The sequence below is a fragment of the Enterococcus nangangensis genome (genome assembly GCF_005405245.1).
GTDB lineage: Bacteria > Bacillota > Bacilli > Lactobacillales > Enterococcaceae > Enterococcus_J > Enterococcus_J nangangensis.
Genome location: NZ_BJDR01000008.1, coordinates 1 through 16,890, shown reverse-complemented (window position 1 = coordinate 16,890; position 16,890 = coordinate 1). Strand labels below are relative to the sequence as shown.

Annotated in this window: 15 protein-coding genes; 1 reads left to right on the top strand and 14 read right to left on the bottom strand. The window is 40.8% G+C overall.

Annotated features, from left to right (window positions below; all coding sequences use genetic code 11):
- Positions 1–4 precede the first annotated feature (4 nt).
- The 9 genes from FFM57_RS04015 to hprK all read right to left on the bottom strand — a co-directional run bounded on the left by FFM57_RS04015 (position 5) and on the right by hprK (position 12,116).
- Positions 5–3,010, bottom strand: coding sequence for a prealbumin-like fold domain-containing protein (locus FFM57_RS04015; protein WP_170999880.1), 3,006 nt, complete (start codon positions 3,008–3,010; stop codon positions 5–7).
- 225 nt (positions 3,011–3,235) lie between these two features.
- Positions 3,236–4,891, bottom strand: a complete 1,656-nt coding sequence (locus FFM57_RS04010) for a SpaH/EbpB family LPXTG-anchored major pilin (protein WP_137599234.1) — start codon at positions 4,889–4,891, stop codon at positions 3,236–3,238.
- 26 nt (positions 4,892–4,917) lie between these two features.
- The gene (locus FFM57_RS04005) at positions 4,918–6,408 is read right to left on the bottom strand and encodes a SpaH/EbpB family LPXTG-anchored major pilin (protein ID WP_137599233.1); all 1,491 of its coding nucleotides are present in this window, start codon (positions 6,406–6,408) and stop codon (positions 4,918–4,920) included.
- A 697-nt stretch (positions 6,409–7,105) separates the two neighbouring features.
- Positions 7,106–7,828 carry a YtxH domain-containing protein gene (locus FFM57_RS04000; RefSeq protein WP_137599232.1) on the bottom strand — a complete coding sequence of 241 codons (723 nt, stop codon included), beginning with the start codon at positions 7,826–7,828 and terminating at the stop codon, positions 7,106–7,108.
- Positions 7,825–8,274 (bottom strand): DUF948 domain-containing protein, encoded by a 450-nt coding sequence (locus tag FFM57_RS03995; RefSeq protein ID WP_137599231.1) that lies wholly within the window; start codon positions 8,272–8,274, stop codon positions 7,825–7,827. The genes FFM57_RS04000 and FFM57_RS03995 overlap by 4 nt, the downstream gene beginning before the upstream one ends.
- A gap of 131 nt (positions 8,275–8,405) precedes the next feature.
- Entirely contained in the window at positions 8,406–9,317 is a 912-nt protein-coding gene (gene galU, locus FFM57_RS03990) for a UTP--glucose-1-phosphate uridylyltransferase GalU (RefSeq protein ID WP_137599230.1), read from the bottom strand.
- A 16-nt stretch (positions 9,318–9,333) separates the two neighbouring features.
- Positions 9,334–10,338, bottom strand: a complete 1,005-nt coding sequence (locus FFM57_RS03985; protein ID WP_137599229.1) for an NAD(P)H-dependent glycerol-3-phosphate dehydrogenase — start codon at positions 10,336–10,338, stop codon at positions 9,334–9,336.
- Between the two features lie 19 nt (positions 10,339–10,357).
- The gene (gene lgt / locus FFM57_RS03980) at positions 10,358–11,170 is read right to left on the bottom strand and encodes a prolipoprotein diacylglyceryl transferase (protein WP_137599228.1); all 813 of its coding nucleotides are present in this window, start codon (positions 11,168–11,170) and stop codon (positions 10,358–10,360) included.
- Between the two features lie 10 nt (positions 11,171–11,180).
- Positions 11,181–12,116: an HPr(Ser) kinase/phosphatase gene (gene hprK, locus FFM57_RS03975; RefSeq protein ID WP_137599227.1), complete on the bottom strand. Its 936-nt coding sequence runs from the start codon at positions 12,114–12,116 to the stop codon at positions 11,181–11,183.
- A gap of 181 nt (positions 12,117–12,297) precedes the next feature.
- On the opposite strand from hprK, the gene FFM57_RS03970 reads away from it, so the two are divergent.
- Positions 12,298–13,548: a BaiN/RdsA family NAD(P)/FAD-dependent oxidoreductase gene (locus FFM57_RS03970; protein WP_137599226.1), complete on the top strand. Its 1,251-nt coding sequence runs from the start codon at positions 12,298–12,300 to the stop codon at positions 13,546–13,548.
- Between the two features lie 47 nt (positions 13,549–13,595).
- Here the strand turns inward: FFM57_RS03970 and FFM57_RS03965 are convergent, their stop codons facing one another.
- From FFM57_RS03965 to liaX, 5 genes are all read right to left on the bottom strand, one after another.
- The gene (locus FFM57_RS03965; protein ID WP_137599225.1) at positions 13,596–13,820 is read right to left on the bottom strand and encodes a type II toxin-antitoxin system antitoxin, RelB/DinJ family; all 225 of its coding nucleotides are present in this window, start codon (positions 13,818–13,820) and stop codon (positions 13,596–13,598) included.
- Between the two features lie 82 nt (positions 13,821–13,902).
- Complete coding sequence (locus FFM57_RS03960; protein WP_137599224.1) at positions 13,903–14,223, bottom strand: putative heavy metal-binding protein; 321 nt, start codon at positions 14,221–14,223, stop codon at positions 13,903–13,905.
- Positions 14,224–14,323: 100 nt separating this feature from the next.
- Positions 14,324–14,677: a phage holin family protein gene (locus FFM57_RS03955; protein WP_137599223.1), complete on the bottom strand. Its 354-nt coding sequence runs from the start codon at positions 14,675–14,677 to the stop codon at positions 14,324–14,326.
- Positions 14,677–15,009 (bottom strand): PspC domain-containing protein, encoded by a 333-nt coding sequence (locus FFM57_RS03950; protein WP_137599222.1) that lies wholly within the window; start codon positions 15,007–15,009, stop codon positions 14,677–14,679. The genes FFM57_RS03955 and FFM57_RS03950 overlap by 1 nt, the downstream gene beginning before the upstream one ends.
- A 21-nt stretch (positions 15,010–15,030) precedes the next feature.
- Complete coding sequence (gene liaX / locus FFM57_RS03945; RefSeq protein WP_137599221.1) at positions 15,031–16,650, bottom strand: daptomycin-sensing surface protein LiaX; 1,620 nt, start codon at positions 16,648–16,650, stop codon at positions 15,031–15,033.
- Positions 16,651–16,890 lie beyond the last annotated feature (240 nt).

Below are 16,890 nucleotides of genomic sequence, written 5' to 3'. Positions count from 1 at the left end.
ACTATTAACCTTCAGTCGTCCGTTTCCGCCGAATGAAATAATACGCTAGCACAACTAGGAATACACTAGCACCATAGAGGAAATAATTTTGCGTCCCTTTTCCACCTGTGGAAGGCAAGTAACCTTTGGCTGGCGTCTTTTTGTCGTATTTCAGGAAGGTGAAATTACCGTCCTTGTTTTGGATGATGGTGTCGTAATTTACTGCCGTACTTTCGGCAGTAAACTCATTTACCGCACCACTTACTGCATCATTTTCTGAGCGTGGTTTAATTTCCCCTTCACTCGTAAATTCAAAATAATACTTAGCATTCGTAACTTCATAACCAGTTGGTGCTGTGGTTTCTTCAATCACGTAAGAATGACCATATTCCAAAGTATAATCGCCAGTGAAATCATCAGTTTTTTTCGTAGTAGTATCGGTAATCGTAAATGCCATCGCCTTAAGCGCATCTTCATCAATCTCTTCTGGATTCGTGATGATTCCTTCTGGTGCTTCAGGAGCATCAGGTAAGCCAAGTTTTTGGAGATTGATTGTCCTTGGCACTTTTTCATCGTAAATCTGGAAAACAAAAGCAGTATTAGATGTTAATGCGTTAGATACACCTGGTACGACCTTATCTACATAATTATTCGTTACGGTATCTTCAGTATATTGTGTGATGTTTCCTTCATTATCTATAGAAAAAGTAAATTCAATCTCTGTTTTAGCTATATAGCTAACATCAGCTTGCTTTTCAATAATTGTATATTTCTCTCCTGTTTTAAGAGGTAATGGTTCTTTCCCTGTTCCCCGATAAATTTCCGTTCCTTCATTATTTAGGATTGAGAAGATAAAATTATCTCTTATACCGGGTTCTTCTACTTGTGCTCCTGTATTAGCATCATATTTATCTATTTCCAAAGAAATCGGCTGCGAAGTAGCTTTATCATGCTTATAAAAAATTAGATTTCCCTTTTTATCTTGCTGAATACTATCTAGATTGGAATGAATAGTATCTCCTTGAGCATTGTTATCACTGGTAGAGATTGTTCCATCCGACTCTAAAGTAAATCCAAATTGAACAATAGAATAATCGGTAACACCTAATGTGTCTGTAATCAGATAACCCGACGGAGCAGCAGTTTCTTGAATCGTAATCGATCCTGCATTTTTAGGAATATCCCATGTTCCATCTGCATTTTGCACAATTGTACCTACAGCAGTCACTATAGATATTTTCATTCCTTTATCAAAAGGATTGGTAACTTCATTTTCGGCAATGTCCACTTGTTCAAGGGTAGCTTTATCTTTGTTCTTAGCAAATTCCTCTTTGGCTAACCCTAATTCTTCAAGTGTACTCATTACTTTATTGTAGTCGTACTTCTTGACAGTTAGCTTAATCGTATCTGTAATAGGAATATCATATTTTGCAAAAACTAGTGTACCATCTTCATCTACATAAAAATCATCAGAATAGTATCCGTCTGTTTTGGCTCTTTGTGCTATCCAATCACTAGTTTTTAAGTTCTGGACCTCTTTCTTGTCTACCGTTATTTTTCCGTTTTCATCAATAGAAAAATTTCTTTCACTTACTTCAAGTAAATAACCATCTGGAGCTGAAGTTTCACTGATTGTATATTCACCAGCTGCTAAATCAGAAATTTTAAATTCATTGCTACTGCCTAGGTTTGTTTTTGTTCCATCTTGGTCTGTGAGGGTAAAACTCATGTTAGTTGTTGTGTCTAGCTTCTCGCCTGTATCTGCGTCATACTTCACAACTCGAAATTCTTGGGTAGTCGTAACTGGTTCATCAGGGACAGTAGGACTAGCATATCCACCCCAGTTCCAACGAAAGGCGCTACCTCCTTCTGTAGTAACGTTCCTAGCAATTAAATTACCATAAGTATTTGTTCCAATCCCTATTGAACCGCCGGGAACTAGTGTTGCACCTATCCACAGTCCTCTAATAGTCAACTTACCAGAAAATACTGTAGGATTAGCACTCATTGAATTATTTACAAACGTCCAAAGTATCGGATTAGTATTTTTTAAGTATCCCGTGGCTTCACTAGAAGAGGTAATTGAGTTACCCTTAGAATCAACTAATTTAACCTGTATTTGAGTATCTATATTTTCTTTTCCGGTTGTGTCCACCACGAAAATGACGTGAGGAGAGATTTTCCCGCTATCGTCTACATTTAAACCTTTCACGGTAATCGGTGTAGACGACCCAATTAACTCATCAGCACTTAAATGAACAAAAATAGTTTGATTTTTATCTGTAACTTTTGAAACATCGACATATCTATTATTTTGATCTACTTTAGATGTACCCTTAAACCCGTTAATCTCAACCTCATCTTTATCCGTCGTAAAGATATCATTATTACTTTTATCTGAAAAATTGCTACTTAAATAACTTGCTAATGTTAAACTTTTGTCTTCTTCAGCATTAAGAACTTGTTTTACTTCGTCAGTAGACGTTACGGGCATCACTTTTGTTCCGAGATATGGAATATCCTTTGACTCAAGAAAAGTGTTTTCTTTAGATAAGCTATCCAAAGACAAGGTGACATTGCCTAATTTAAACTTATTTTCCTCTAACTGCAAAGTGTTATCTGCTCCAAACATAACCTTGTCATCTTTAGCTTTAAATGCAGATGCATTAATATCGGTTACTTTACCAATATAATAATGATCTCGAATTACAAATTCTTCTCCATTTTCTTTTTTCCCTACAGTCTCGTCTGTCCCAAACGTATTTTTTGCAGTAAGCTCATCCGCAGCAATGTTGCCATTCACAGTATTTGCTACCGTTACTTTTTCACCAAACAAAGTAAAAAATTGAGCAACACCTAAAAACGAATTTTCAACATAGCCCGTTTTATGGTCATACATATCTTCGTAGTCTTGTGCAAAAGTTGAATCGGAAATATTCACTCCATCTACATTAGTCGCTGAAAAAACCTGCACCGGTAGAACCGACACCAAGCATAGCAACGCCATAAGACCCGTCACAAATTTTTTCATTAAATTCGACTCCTTTACTGCATAATCCATATTTTTTACGGAAAAATTGCCATTTTATTTTTGTACATTATTCAAGCGAAAACACCACTGGTCGCCCCAATGGTGCATCAATTTTTTGACTGTAAGAAATTATTGTTAGTACATATATCCTATGTTCTGTGGAAATTCCCACAAAAATCTATGTAGAAGCTAGGGAGCAAACTCCCTAGCTCAAATTTTTAAAAATTAAGCTTCCGTTTCTTGACGACGTTTAACGAAGTAGAAACCTACGCCGGCGATTACAGCAGTCCCGACAGCCACAAAAGCAATAATCCCCATGCCACCTGTGTGCGGTAGGACACCTTTAGGTTGGTTGTCAATTATTTTAGTATCAACATCTGGTTCGCCTTCATCTTTTGTTAAATTAACTTTAAATTCTGTGTAAGCATTTGTAGGTAAAACGTAACCTGCTGGTGCTTTTGTTTCTTGCAAGTAGTACGTACCCTGTTTCAAACCTTCAATAGAGTCAGTAGCATCTCCATCTAAGTCAATTAATTTTCCTTCTGAAGTCCCAACATGGGCTTGAACAATCCCGTCTTCATTAGAAACAAGAACAACTTCTTCATAGCCAGTTAACTCAACTAGTTTACCTTCAGCGTCTTTTTCATCGGACCAGGCATAATTGTAACCTTTAGAGTCTAAGTTTACTTTTAAAATACTATCTGAGTTATCGTTCTTAGTAATTCTAAATTCAGCGCCTTGTAAAGGAGCTTTAGTATTGACATCTTCTTTAGTGAACTTGAAGTTTCCAAAGTTAAGTTCATTTTCAATAACGATGGTATTTTTATTAGCTTCATGCTTAGCTTCAGTCTTATTGCCTGGTGTACCGTAGTCATATCCAGAAACTTCATAAGTGATGCCGGCATCATTGTTAGCAAGTTTGCCATTTTCAATCGTAAAAGTAAGAGGAGATTGATTCTTAGCAACTTGATAACCATCAGGAGCATCAGTTTCATTTAAAGTATATGTTCCGTCTAATAAACCAGAAACTTCAATCGTACCTTCAGTTCCTTTTGTTTCTACTAAAGGATTTTCCCCACCATTAGCTGCTTCAGCTTCAGCTTCGGTACCATATAAAGCAACACCAGTATTATCATCGTTACCAACGTAAAATTCATTTATATGCTTGTTGTCTTTAGGTCCAGTAACTTGAATAGTGAATTGAGCTCCCTTCAAACCATCAGCTGCATCATCAAAGTTCCCAACTTTTTTTAAAGTTACGGTACTTTGTCCAATTACATTTTTAGGATATAAGTGGATATCTGTATTAATTTCACCGGGAATAGTTGAATTTGCAATGTTAAAATTAGTGTATACAGGTAAAGCTAAAACTAAATTAGCTGCTGGTTCAACCCCATCCTGAGGTGTTTCAACAAACATATAAACCGCATCAACTTCGCGAGATTCATTTGCAATAGTAATCGTTTCTTTTGCAGCTAAATCAGAAAAGACAGCTAGTCCACCATTTTTAGTGGTAACTGTAGCTTCAGATTTTTTACCACTAACGTCCGTTTTTGCTACAGCTTCTGCAGCAACACTAGCTGCATCTGATTCAGAACCATCATTAGTATATACCTTCCAATATTCTTGTGTTACATCGTAAACATTAAACTCGACACCATTCAATGGTTCACCAGGGAAACCATTGATGACTTCACCTGTATTAGTAATATCCTTCTCAAGTGCTTTATCCATTCTTACTTTATGCAATGTAACCTTCACTTTATCCGTGTCTTCAGCCGCACTAACACTCTTCACATTTCCTAACCCTAAAGCTAGTGGTAACAACATTACGGCGGTTCCTAACAGTGCCCAAACTTTACTTTTTGTCTTTGCTTTCATTGTGGTTCCTCCTAAAAGTTTTAAAACTAATTTTTAGCATCTTTATTCTTGTTTCTTTTATAGAGTACAAAAAGCAATACTCCACTAATTAACGCTAAACCAATCCAATGCAGATTGTTTTTGATGGCTTCACCGGTTTGTGGTAAAAAGCCAGTTGGTGGTACGCCAGCATGTGGTCGTGTCGGTTTTACTTGGTTGACAACGTCTAGTGCTGCCGCTTCTTTTTCAGAACTAGTAGCGTTCACTTTAAAAGCCACTGTCGTGTCACTTAGCACGTAGCCATCCGGCGCTTCAACTTCTTCCAACTGGTAAGTGCCGTAAGCTAAATCATAAATGGCAAAGCTCCCATCAGCCGCTGAAGTTAAGGTGAATAAGTTTTCTTTTTGGTAATTGTCAGCTACTTGACTGACTGTCACCCAAGAATCGGCAGTGGTACTACGCTGTAAATATTCACCTGCGGCATTTTTCACAACGAACTTGGCGCCAGCGAGCTTTTTCGTTTTGTCTGCTGTATCGACTTTAACAAATTGTTTGCTGCCTGTTTTTACTTGAACTTCATGATGAAGTTTTGGATGATTGCCAGGTGTCACCGTTACATCATTTTCAATCGTGCTATTTTTAGTTACTTGGTTAAAAATCATCGCGTAAGTAACTTTGATTTCTTTCCCCACGTAGTTGTTTAACACTTGCGGATCAAACGCCAGTGAAAAACCGTGTTCTGAAATATCTTGTGCAGTGATAGCTTCATTCACAGCTTGACCGTCAATGGTTACTTTCAGACTATCCGCCACCATACTCAACGGGCTTTCTGCATTATCTTCCACCGTGTAATTCGTGTATTCCCACACATCCACCGGAATTTCGGTCGTGATGGTAAAAGGAATCGTCTCACCTAACTCAACATCTGTTTTGTCAGCAGAAATTTCCTTCTCCAACTTCGGCGTGGTGTACGCTAACTGTTCGTTTTTCGGATAAAGAGCAACCTCCCTTAGTGCATGGTCACTTGTGTCATAAATCGGCAAGACTGCAACCAACGGTGTCGCCTTTTCCGCCACGATATTTTCCGGGGCTGCCGTTTCGATAAAACTGTAAACCGCATCGCGATTCTTGTTATCCTTGCCCTGCAAGGTAAAACCCACAATCCCTTTTTCACCGTCTACCGTTGTGGTAATCCGCTCATCGAGCTTACTTCCCGCCGCACTGCCTTGGCTAGCCAAAACATCTTGAGCTTCAGCCATCGTTTTACCAGCAGCTCGCAACGTGTAGTACGCATCCGACACATCATAGACTGCGAAAGTAACATCATTCAACCCTTCATATTGATCCGTTAAGAAAGGATTGCTTAAGCCATCATTTTGAATTTCAGTTGGCACGTCACCATTTTCAAATAGTAACTTATGGAGTGTGAAAGTCACTTGAGTTTCTTCAGCAGAAACTGCCGTGTGCCCTACATTCGTGCAGAAGATAAATCCCAACAAAACACTCATAAAGGCAAAAAGTATTTTTTTGAACTTCATTCGACCCTCCCCATTTCTTTCTTTGATACAAAATTTTATTTCCTTTACCCAAAAAGAAAGAACGACTTGAAGCACTGATTCATTCTTGAAAAAAATCCATCAGTACAGTTGCGTGCTTATTATATGCGCTTTCTTTCTGGAAGTAAAGTATTTTACATTTTATTTTCAAAAGTTTTTATTTTTTTAAGCACCCTTTATGCCGTTGACGCAAAAGCGTTTTGTCAATTTACAAAGGCTATTTTTGAAAATACGGTTTGCAAAACATATAGTTTATACTTGTCCGAACCAGCTACATTATAGGTTCGTTTTTTATCCTTCTGTTACTTTTTTCTTAAAGAAAAAGTAACAAGTCGTCATTGTGATGATAGACAAACCAACAGCAACATCGTTGGTTGCAGGGAGTGGTCTTCAAATTTAACTACACCATCTTTAACAGAAACTGCGTTAACTATTGGACTAGCTTTTCCACTTAATATAACCTTTAGAGGAGCTTTGTTAGCATTCACATAAGTTTTTACGAAAGGAAGATTGTAAGCATTGCTGTTATAGAAAAAGTATTTATCACCGACATAAGATAAGCCGCAATTTCCAGAAGTTTTTTTAATATTCAGAGCAACTCTTCTTTAATTTTTAGCGCAAAAAAAGCCCTCATCTCCTACCTGAAAAGTAAGAAATGAGGGCTTTTTCTGTGCTGTTTTTACTTGTCTAATTGTTCTTTAATTTCTTCAGCGGTTTCTTCCACTTGGTCTTTCACTTTAAACGCTGCATCTTCCGCTTTATCGGCGACGTGATCGGCTTTGACACTTACTTCGTCTTTTTTCGCTTTAGCCACATCACCTAAAGAGTCAGCCGCATCCTCTAAGGAACCTTCTTTACCAGCTAAAACATCTTTAGCGTCCGCTTTTAAGTCGGCAACTTCTTTATCGGTTTTCGCTTCAGCCACGACCTCTTTTACTTGGTCTTTGGCATCTTTCACTGTGTCCTTAGCATCGGCGAAGCTGTCTTTGGCTTCAATGACAATGTCTTCAGCTGCATCGGCTGCGTCGTCTTTCAAATCTTCTGCGGATGCTTTAAAACGGCTAGCTAAGTCTTGATGGGTTTCATGCAGCGGTGCATAGATGTCAATGTCTTCTCCTAGGTCGTCTGCAAAATCGGAACCGTAGTCGGCAACATTATCTTTAAAGTCTTCAGCGTTTTGTTTTAAATCTTGCGCCTTTTCTTTGGCAATCTTGGTTAATTCACTGCCTTTTTCAATTGCGATATCTTTATAGTCTTTCGCTTTATCCAGCAAATCGTCTTTGCGTTCAGCCAATTCCTTTTGCAATTCTTTGCCAGATTTTGGTGCTAAAAGCACAGCGGCCGCAGCAGCTGCTGTTGCGCCAATGATTGCTCCTAATAAAAATCCACCTTTTTTACTCATACAGTTTCCTCCTCATTTTTTGCGACACTACTTTTGTTGGGACGAATCAATTTAAATGCAGTTTTACCAACTTTGGAAACGACAGCTGCCTTCCCTGTTGTCTTGGTGAAACCAGAAACTTTAGAGACCATGTTACGAGATGATTGATTCAAGTCAGAAACACTTTGACTTAGATCAGCGACAGCCGTAAATAATGGATCAATGGTGGCAACTTTTCCATTCACATCTGTTAGCAGCTCGTTACTGCGTACTAATAAACCTTCTACTTGCCGCGATAAAATGTCCACATCTTTCGTCACCACAGTAATGGTGGTTTTGGTCTCCTCGATGGTTTGGTTAATCTTGTCGGCAGTTTTCATAAATTTTAAAACAAGTAAAATCAAAAAGATCACTAAGGCGGCAAACGCCACCGCAGCGATAATCGCTGCAATTCCTCCTCCTGACATCTAAAAAACGACAACTCCTCTCTTGATAACTATCTAGTTTTAGCATACCAAACTTGTTTTAAAAGAACAAATTATTCCCACAAAAAAATACCAACCACCAAAAAAATTATTTTCTTGGCGGTTGGTATTTTTTATTTTTCAGTTTTAGGTGCTTGTGGTTGGTCTTGTGCTTCCAACTCATGCCCTAAGTTAATGATGTATTCTTTCAAATTATCTTTGACTTCAGGGTGTTTCAAGCCGTACTCGATACTTGTCTTCATAAAGCCGAACTTGTCCCCCACATCATAACGTTTACCGGTAAATTGATGAGCAAAGACTCGTTGTGTCTTATTTAACCGGTCAATAGCATCCGTTAATTGGATTTCATTACCCGCACCTGGCGCTTGCGTTTCCAAGACTTGGAAAATTTCTGGCGTGAGTAAGTAGCGGCCGATGATGGCTAGGTCACTTGGTGCTTTCTCTGGTTTTGGTTTTTCGACGAAGTCTTTCACGTTGTAAAGACCTGGTTCCACTTCTTCGCCAGGATTGATGATACCGTACTTGGAGGTGTCTTCATGGGGCACTTTCATGACAGCGATGGTGGAAGCGTGGGTTGTTTCGTAGTCGTCCATCAGTTGGCGCGTCAAAGGAATCTCGTCTTCCATTAAGTCGTCTCCTAGCATGACGATAAAAGGTTCATCGCCAATAAAGGCTTTAGCTTGTAAAACGGCATGGCCCAAGCCGCGGGGATGAGATTGACGAATGAAGTGTAAGTTGACGTCCGTCGTTTCTTCCACTAATTTTAACAATTCTGTTTTGCCTTTTTCTTTTAAATTAGCTTCTAACTCGTAATTGGCATCAAAGTGATCTTCAATGGGACGTTTAGCTTTCCCTGTGACGATTAAAATATCTTCAATCCCTGATTTTAAAGCTTCCTCCACAATAAATTGAATGGTGGGTTTATCTACAATGGGTAGCATTTCTTTAGCCATAGCTTTGGTGGCTGGTAAAAAACGTGTACCTAGACCAGCGGCCGGAATGACTGCTTTCCTTACTTTTACCAAAATTCTCCAGCTCCTCTTATTCTAATTCGGCGCGACCGTCCCGCAACATTAAAGCGCGGGTAGCTTCTTTGACGTCGGCACCGTCATACAACACGTGATAAATGGTTTCTGTAATCGGCATTTCTACTTTCAATTGGCGGGATAATTCGTAAGCCGCTTTGGTGGTAGCTACCCCTTCAATAATCATGCCCATTTTGTCTTCCACTTCTTTTAAAGGGACGCCTTGACCTAGTTGGTAACCAGCGCGCCAGTTTCTAGAATGGCGTGACGTGCCAGTGACGATTAAATCACCAACCCCACTTAAACCGATAAAAGTTAAAGGATTTGCCCCTAAAGCGACACCTAGGCGGGAAATCTCCGCTAGCCCTCGTGTCATGATGGCGGCTTTGGCATTATCGCCAAAACTTAACCCGGCCACGGCACCTGCCCCTAAAGCGATAATATTTTTCAAAGCGGCGCCTAATTCTACGCCAATAACATCATCATTGGTGTAAATGCGGAAGTAGTCATTCATGAAGAGTTGTTGGACAAACTTGGCGGCGGCTTCATCTTTACTGGCGGCTGTAATCGTAGTTAAATCGTGCACCGCCACTTCCTCAGCGTGGCTGGGACCAGATAAGACGACGATTGGTCCGCGTTTTTCTTGCGGCAACTCTTCTTCTAAAATCACCGAAATGCGCTTATGAGTATCTTGTTCTAGTCCTTTACTAGCGTGAATAATCACGGGCTTTCCAGAGATGACCGCAGCTACTTGGCGAGCCACAATGCGGATAGCTTTAGTAGGGATAACGAATAAAATCGCGTCCACGTCAGCCAAAGCCACCTGTAAATCCGTTGTCGCCACAATGCTTTCAGGAATTTTTAAATCAGGTAAGTAGTGACGATTCGTGTGATAATGTTGAATCTCGTTAATTTGCGCCGGATCATTGCCCCAAAGGCGAACATCATGACCATTTTCGGCTAATACTTGGCTTAAGGCTGTTCCCCAAGAACCGGGGCCTAAAACAGCAATCTTTTTCAAAGGCTTAACCTTCTTTCACTTATTTTGTCCGTACATAGCGGGGGAGTTGTGGATAAAGCTTCCGCCGCACAATAATCAAGGCAATCGCGCCAAAAAATAGCAGCAAGGACAATGCTTGGGAAACGCGAATCACGCCGAAGACATAAAGGGAGTCCGTCCGCAACCCTTCTACAAAGAAACGACCAAAGCTATACCAAATAATATAGCTTAAGAAAACTTCCCCTTGTTTGAATACTTTTTCCGTATGTCGCAAATAAATAATTAAGAAAAAGCCTAAGACATTCCAGGCACTTTCATAAAGGAATGTTGGCGTGCGATAAATGCCATCAATATACATATTATCAATGATAAAAGTAGGCAAGTGCAGCTTTTCTAAAAAGCTACGAGTCGTATCGGGGCCATAAGCTTCATGGTTCATAAAGTTGCCCCAACGACCGATTGCTTGCGCTAACATCACAGAAGGTCCCGCCACATCCAGAAACGTCCAAAAGTTAATAAAATGGTAACGGCAGAAAACATACAACGTGATGGCACCGGCAATTAACGCACCATAGATGGCTAACCCACCATTCCAAATGGCAAAAATTTCTAAAGGATGCTTCAAATAATATGGCAGTTCAAAAAGGACGTAATACAAACGGGCGCCGATAATGGAAAGGGGTAGCCCCCACAACATAAAGTCCACTACGTCGTCGTCTTTTAGCCCGACTTTGACGCCTTCTTTGGTACTAAGATAAATCGCTAATAAAATCCCTGTCACAATAATAATGGCGTACCAGTGAATCTCGAGGCCACCTAAGCGCAGGGCAATGGGATCAACTTGCAAAAACAAAATTTTCCACCTACTCCTTTGAATTTTCGTGAATCAATTGGGTCAAGCGATCTTCAAAGGTTTTCGTCGCATCAAAGCCCATGGAGCGCGCCCGATAATTCATGGCGGCGACTTCAATAATAATCGCCACGTTCCGACCAGTTTTCACCGGAATTTTGATTTGCGGTACATCGACGTTGCCAATATTGATTAAGTTTTCATCAGAACCAAGGCGATCATAGCGTTTATCTTTCGACCATTGTTCCAAGTAAACGACTAATTGCACTTCCATGGAATCCCGCACCGCACTAGCTCCAAACAGGCTCATAACATCAATAATGCCGATACCGCGAATTTCAATTAAGTGTTTTAAAATTTTCGGTGGTTCGCCAATGAGGGTCAATTCATCTTGTTGGTAAACGTCCACCCGATCATCGGCAATGAGACGGTGACCACGTTTGACTAGTTCTAACGCGGTTTCACTTTTCCCAATCCCACTGTCCCCTTGAATCAGCACACCGAGGCCATAAACGTCCACTAATACACCGTGAATGCTAGTCCGTTGTGCTAAATGTCCTTCAAGGTAACTGGAAACGACCCCTAATAAACGGGAAGTTGCTAACTTGGAACTTAAGACGGCGATATCGGCTTCTTGACACGCTTGAATTAATTCTTCGGGAATCTCTAAGCCCCGCGAAATAATGAAAGCCGGCGTTTCTTTGGAACACATTTTCCGCATAACGACTAAACGTTCTTCCGGTAACATTTTTTCTGCAAAGGTAATTTCTTTTTTTCCTAACATTTGTAAACGGTCATTGGAGTAATACGTAAAATAACCGGTTAATTCTAAGCCTGGTCTGGAAATATCGCTGGTGGCGATCTGGCGCTCTAAACTAGCTTCCGAGCCAGAGACAACTTTTAAAGGTAAGTGCTCTACGAGATCGCGAATGCGTACTGTTTCGCTCATTTATCTTCCTCCACAATAGATTTAAAACAAGTCTATTTTACCATGGAATAAGCGCTTTTCCTAGGTACTTAAAAAAACAGCGGCTAATTTTGCGAAAATTTAATGGCCGGCCGGCTTTTTGTTGATGCTAGTTTTTTTCAGGACCAAAATATGCTACACTCCCATTAAATGAGGTGGAAAAATGCAAACAACTTTTGAAGTCATTGTGGTGGGGTCAGGTCCCGCTGGCATGATGGCGGCGCTTGCGGCAAGCCAAGCTGGCGCTTCCGTGCTTTTACTAGAAAAAAAGAAACGAGGCGGCCAAAAATTATTATTAACTGGCGGCACTCGTTGTAACTTAACCAATCGCAAAGAAATTCCCGAAATCATCGCCAACATCCCTGGCAATGGTAAATTTTTATACAGCGCCTTAACCCAATTTGGTCCAGAAGCCATTGTAGATTTTTTTGAAAGCCACGGTCTGCCTTTAAAAGAAGAAGATCACGGACGGATTTTCCCCGAAGATGACCGTGCCAAAAGCGTTTTAGCTTGTCTGCAACAAGCATTGGCCGACGCCAACGTCACTACGCGCCAAAATATTACCGTAGAAAAAATTTTACACAACGAAACGCAAATTTTAGGCGTGCGCACCGACTTAGGGGACTTTGCCACTCCGGCGGTGATTATCGCAACTGGCGGTAAAAGTCATCCGGAAACAGGCTCAGATGGCACCGGCTATCAACTCGTGGCAAAATTAGGCCACACTATTACCGAACTAAAAGCCGCCGAAGCTCCCCTTTATCTGGTGGACTCCTTTATTCAAGAGCGCACTCTCCAAGGCTTATCTTTGCAAGAAATCAATTTGAAAGTGTTGAACCCTAAAGGTCGCGTCATGGCTAGTCACACGGACGATATTATTTTCACCCACGTTGGACTTTCCGGCCCAGCGGCGTTGCGGTGCTCAACGTTTGTCAACAAACTCCTGTTAAAGGAAACACCAGTAACCATCGCTCTAGACTGCTTCCCTACCCGCAGTGTGGCTGAACTACAAGCACAACTACGAGAACTTGCCGCCAACTCCAAAAAGCTTTTACACAACGCGTGGCAAAATATTTTACCTGAACGCTTGCTAGTTTTCTTTTTGACAAAACTAGGCTTAATGGCAACCACTGCTGCTCAACTTCAACCTAAGGACTTACTGGCCTTTTGCCAACTGGTGAAAAACTTTCCCCTTCACGCCACGGGTACTTTTCCTTTGGCGAAAGCTTTTGTCACCCAAGGCGGTGTCGCCTTAAAAGAAGTTCAACCAAAAGATTTACAAAGTAAACTTTACGCTGGCCTCTTTTTTGCCGGCGAAGTGCTAGACGTTAACGGCTATACAGGCGGCTATAACTTGACCGCCGCCTTTGCCACTGGCTATGTGGCCGGCAGTCAGGCAGCTTTACTTTCATAACAAAAAAAGCCATACGAGTTGCGTATGACTAACTAGTGGTGATTCTATCATTCCACATCCACCTCTTCCGCTGCTTCTTTTTTCATTCTGGCAAAATAACTATTTAAATCTTCGTCATGGATTAAATTGCTGTTGGCAATTAGTTTATCAGTTTCTGTAAATGCCGCTGAAGTATCTACTGTCGGTTGAAAAATAGCAGTGTTCATCCTGTCTTCAGCAAACATTTCATCAGCACTTTGCCTTAAGTCATCATTACTACGGGTAGTTGCCATCAAAATCACTCTCCTCTGCTAATCAAATTGTAGCACAAACAAAAAATTCGGCTCACCTTTTCAGTTGAACCGAATTTTTTTGTTAGCTTAATTTTACGGCTGTTCCGCTACAAGTTACCATGAGCATACCGTTATCCGAGCCTAAGACTTCGTAGTCCATCTTCATGCCCACAACAGCATCAGCACCTAGACCTTCAGCACGACTGGCCATCTCTTGTAACGCTTCTTCCCGAGCTCGTAATAATTCGTCTTCGTACCCTTTGGAACGACCACCAAAGACGTTACGCAAACCGGCACCTAAATCTTTAAAGACGTTAATTCCGGTAATCACTTCTCCAAAGACAATACCTTGGTAAGCGGTGATTTGTCGATTTTCAATCGTATTCGTTGTCGTAATAATCATTTACTTCACTCCTTTTCTTTTTATTATACCCTTTCAGGAAAAATCTTGCGCTTTTTAAGCAACAAAAAATCCCCCAGAATTTTCTGAGGGAAATTTTCGTTTAATATTTCTGAACGTTGTGGTCCGAGATAATCATGTTGACAATTGACATGAGAATGGAAGCGAAGATGGCCCAACCGAAGCTGGAAAAGCCAAAGCTGCTGCTGCCTAAGACCGCTGAGGTTAAGGTGAGCATGAAGCCGTTCACTACCAAACTAAACAATCCAAAGGTGACTAAAGTCAAAGGTAGGGAAAGAATCACCAAGACAGGTTTCACCAGCATATTTAAAAATGAGAGGATGAAACTAGCAATTACTGCCGCCACCCAGCTGGATACGTGGATATGGCTAGGAAAAACAACTGCTAAAGCCATAAATGTTAAAGTATTCAGCACTAACCTTTGGAAATACGTCATTAAAAGTCACTCCAATTCTCGTCATCATCATCGTCTTGCACTTTTTTCGCTTCTGGCCGTTTAGGCTCGTCGTTACCAGTGAAGTACGGATGACCTTCTTCATGTTTGGGTTGATTTTGTTGATAGTAGTAACGGGGGCGATTATTTGACGCTTTCGGCATCAGGATTGCAAGGACGATGTAGAGTAAGACTGGCGAACCCCAGCCTAGGAAAAAAACTACCATATAAATGACCCGCACAATGGTGGGATCAATATTAAGGTACTCCGCAATCCCAGCTAAAGTCCCCGTCAAAACTTGGTTGCTACTCGATTTTGTTAAACGTTTTGACATGTTACTTCCTCCTTTAGTGGGTTATTGTTGGTCAGTATCTTTCAAATAGATGGCTCCAGTCGTGGTGTTGGCTTGGACAGTCGCAATATTTTCAGCTGCTACCCGACGAAATTCTAAGTAAGAGCTAAGTTTGCCACCGCCAAAGTTTTCCCCTTTGCTGTTGACGCCACCGTTACGTTCCCGGATAATTTCCAAATCACTTAAACGATTGTGGACTTTACCAAGAGAGGTGGAAACTTTACCTTCTAAACCAAGACTGACTGGCAAGGCTAATTTCACATCGCCATTCACAGAGCTGGCTTGTAGGCTCTTCAACCCATTGTCGATTAAAGTTCCACGAATATCACCATTGACTAGCGAAGCATTTACACTGGTAATCGCCGTTTGTTTGAAGGTAATATCACCGTTGACAGATTCTACAGACAGGTCTAACAAAGTCCCGCCGGCAACTTCAATGTCGCCATTCACACCGTGCACTTCTAACATGCTGGCGTTGATGTTGTCAAAAGTCACATCGCCATTTGTCGATTTTGCGTAAACATCTTTAGCCGTTAAGGTTTCGATATCCACATCACCATTTAAAAGCTTGATAGAAACATGATCGTAGGTGCGCATTGGCAAGTAGAAAACGAGATCTGCTTTAACCCGTTTGTTAGGGATTTGGAAGGAAATCATTTCATCATCCACATCAATTTGCGATTTTTCTAAAAAGGCAGCTAATGGTGTTTCACTATCCATTTTACCATACAATTTAATGTTGGCTTCGACTTTTAAATCTTGCGTATTACTTTCTTTAAAAGTCACGCTCCCGTTGGCTAACTTCACATCAATGAGGGAAGCAGCTACTTCTGGGTAATTAAAAGTGTGTTGGAATTTAGTTGAGGCCATGCCAGGAACTTTAATGTTAACGTCTTTCCAGTCCACGTTGTCATTAACGGCAACCGCAATGCTGGATAATGTTTTCTTTAAGAAGCTCCCAAATTGGTTGCCCGCTTCGGTTACTTTGTCAGATGCTTTTTCAAAAGTATCTTGCGCTTGGTTTTTCCAATCATCAGGAATCTCAAATTTTTGCGTAACTTTTTCTTTTGTATTTTGGAAACGTTGCTTGTTGATGGCTTTTAATTCTTGTTCTAACTCTTTTTGTTCACCAAGCAACTTGTCTTCTTCCAATTGTAAATCTTCAATGGCTTGCACCACTTCTTTTAATTCAGCTTCTTTGGATTCCGTTAAGGTCCCCAATTCTTCCATCGTGTCATACACTTGTTTGGCTTCAGCTTTGGCTTTCAAATCAGCTTGAACTTGGGCTAACTTTTCATTGACTTCGTCTAAGTTGGCCGATGCTTGGTTCGCTTTTTCGGCTAACTCAGCAAGTTCTGCTTCTAAGCGCGCTTTTGCTTCCGCTTTTTCGGCATCTTTGGCAGCTTTAGCAGCGGCTTCAGCTTCTTTGGCAGCCGTCACATCTTCTTCAGCAACTTTTTCGGTATATTTCGTCGCGTCTTTTTCGGTGGAAACTTCTTCAGCGGCTTTCGCTAATTGTTGGGCATCTTTTTCTTGAGCCATACTCTCTAAGAGAACTAAGGCTTCTTCGGTGGAGAGGACACCTTTTTTCACTAGTTCTAAAATTCTTTCACGATCTTGCATATAAATTGCCTCCTTTGAGCAATGAGTAACGTAGTATCTTTCTACATGTTTATTATGCCTTGGATTGGCAATTTTGTCATAGGACTTAAGTCCGAACTTTTTCTCAAACTAAAGGGAGGAGTTTTTCTCAGCCTTACGAAAGAAAAGGTCGAAAAATTTAAAAGGGTCTATGATATCTGGTGTTGTTACACAGAAATGTGTAGGAACACCAATATTTTTTTACACAAAAAGACATCTGGT

Coding starts and splice junctions, on each gene's coding strand:
- FFM57_RS04015 (WP_170999880.1), bottom strand. CDS start 3,010: ATGAAAAAATTTGTGACGGGTCTTATGGCGTTGCTATGCTTGGTGTCG.
- FFM57_RS04010 (WP_137599234.1), bottom strand. CDS start 4,891: ATGAAAGCAAAGACAAAAAGTAAAGTTTGGGCACTGTTAGGAACCGCC.
- FFM57_RS04005 (WP_137599233.1), bottom strand. CDS start 6,408: ATGAAGTTCAAAAAAATACTTTTTGCCTTTATGAGTGTTTTGTTGGGA.
- FFM57_RS04000 (WP_137599232.1), bottom strand. CDS start 7,828: ATGAGTAAAAAAGGTGGATTTTTATTAGGAGCAATCATTGGCGCAACA.
- FFM57_RS03995 (WP_137599231.1), bottom strand. CDS start 8,274: ATGTCAGGAGGAGGAATTGCAGCGATTATCGCTGCGGTGGCGTTTGCC.
- hprK (WP_137599227.1), bottom strand. CDS start 12,116: ATGAGCGAAACAGTACGCATTCGCGATCTCGTAGAGCACTTACCTTTA.
- FFM57_RS03970 (WP_137599226.1), top strand. CDS start 12,298: ATGCAAACAACTTTTGAAGTCATTGTGGTGGGGTCAGGTCCCGCTGGC.
- FFM57_RS03965 (WP_137599225.1), bottom strand. CDS start 13,820: ATGGCAACTACCCGTAGTAATGATGACTTAAGGCAAAGTGCTGATGAA.
- FFM57_RS03960 (WP_137599224.1), bottom strand. CDS start 14,223: ATGATTATTACGACAACGAATACGATTGAAAATCGACAAATCACCGCT.
- FFM57_RS03955 (WP_137599223.1), bottom strand. CDS start 14,677: ATGACGTATTTCCAAAGGTTAGTGCTGAATACTTTAACATTTATGGCT.
- FFM57_RS03950 (WP_137599222.1), bottom strand. CDS start 15,009: ATGTCAAAACGTTTAACAAAATCGAGTAGCAACCAAGTTTTGACGGGG.
- liaX (WP_137599221.1), bottom strand. CDS start 16,650: ATGCAAGATCGTGAAAGAATTTTAGAACTAGTGAAAAAAGGTGTCCTC.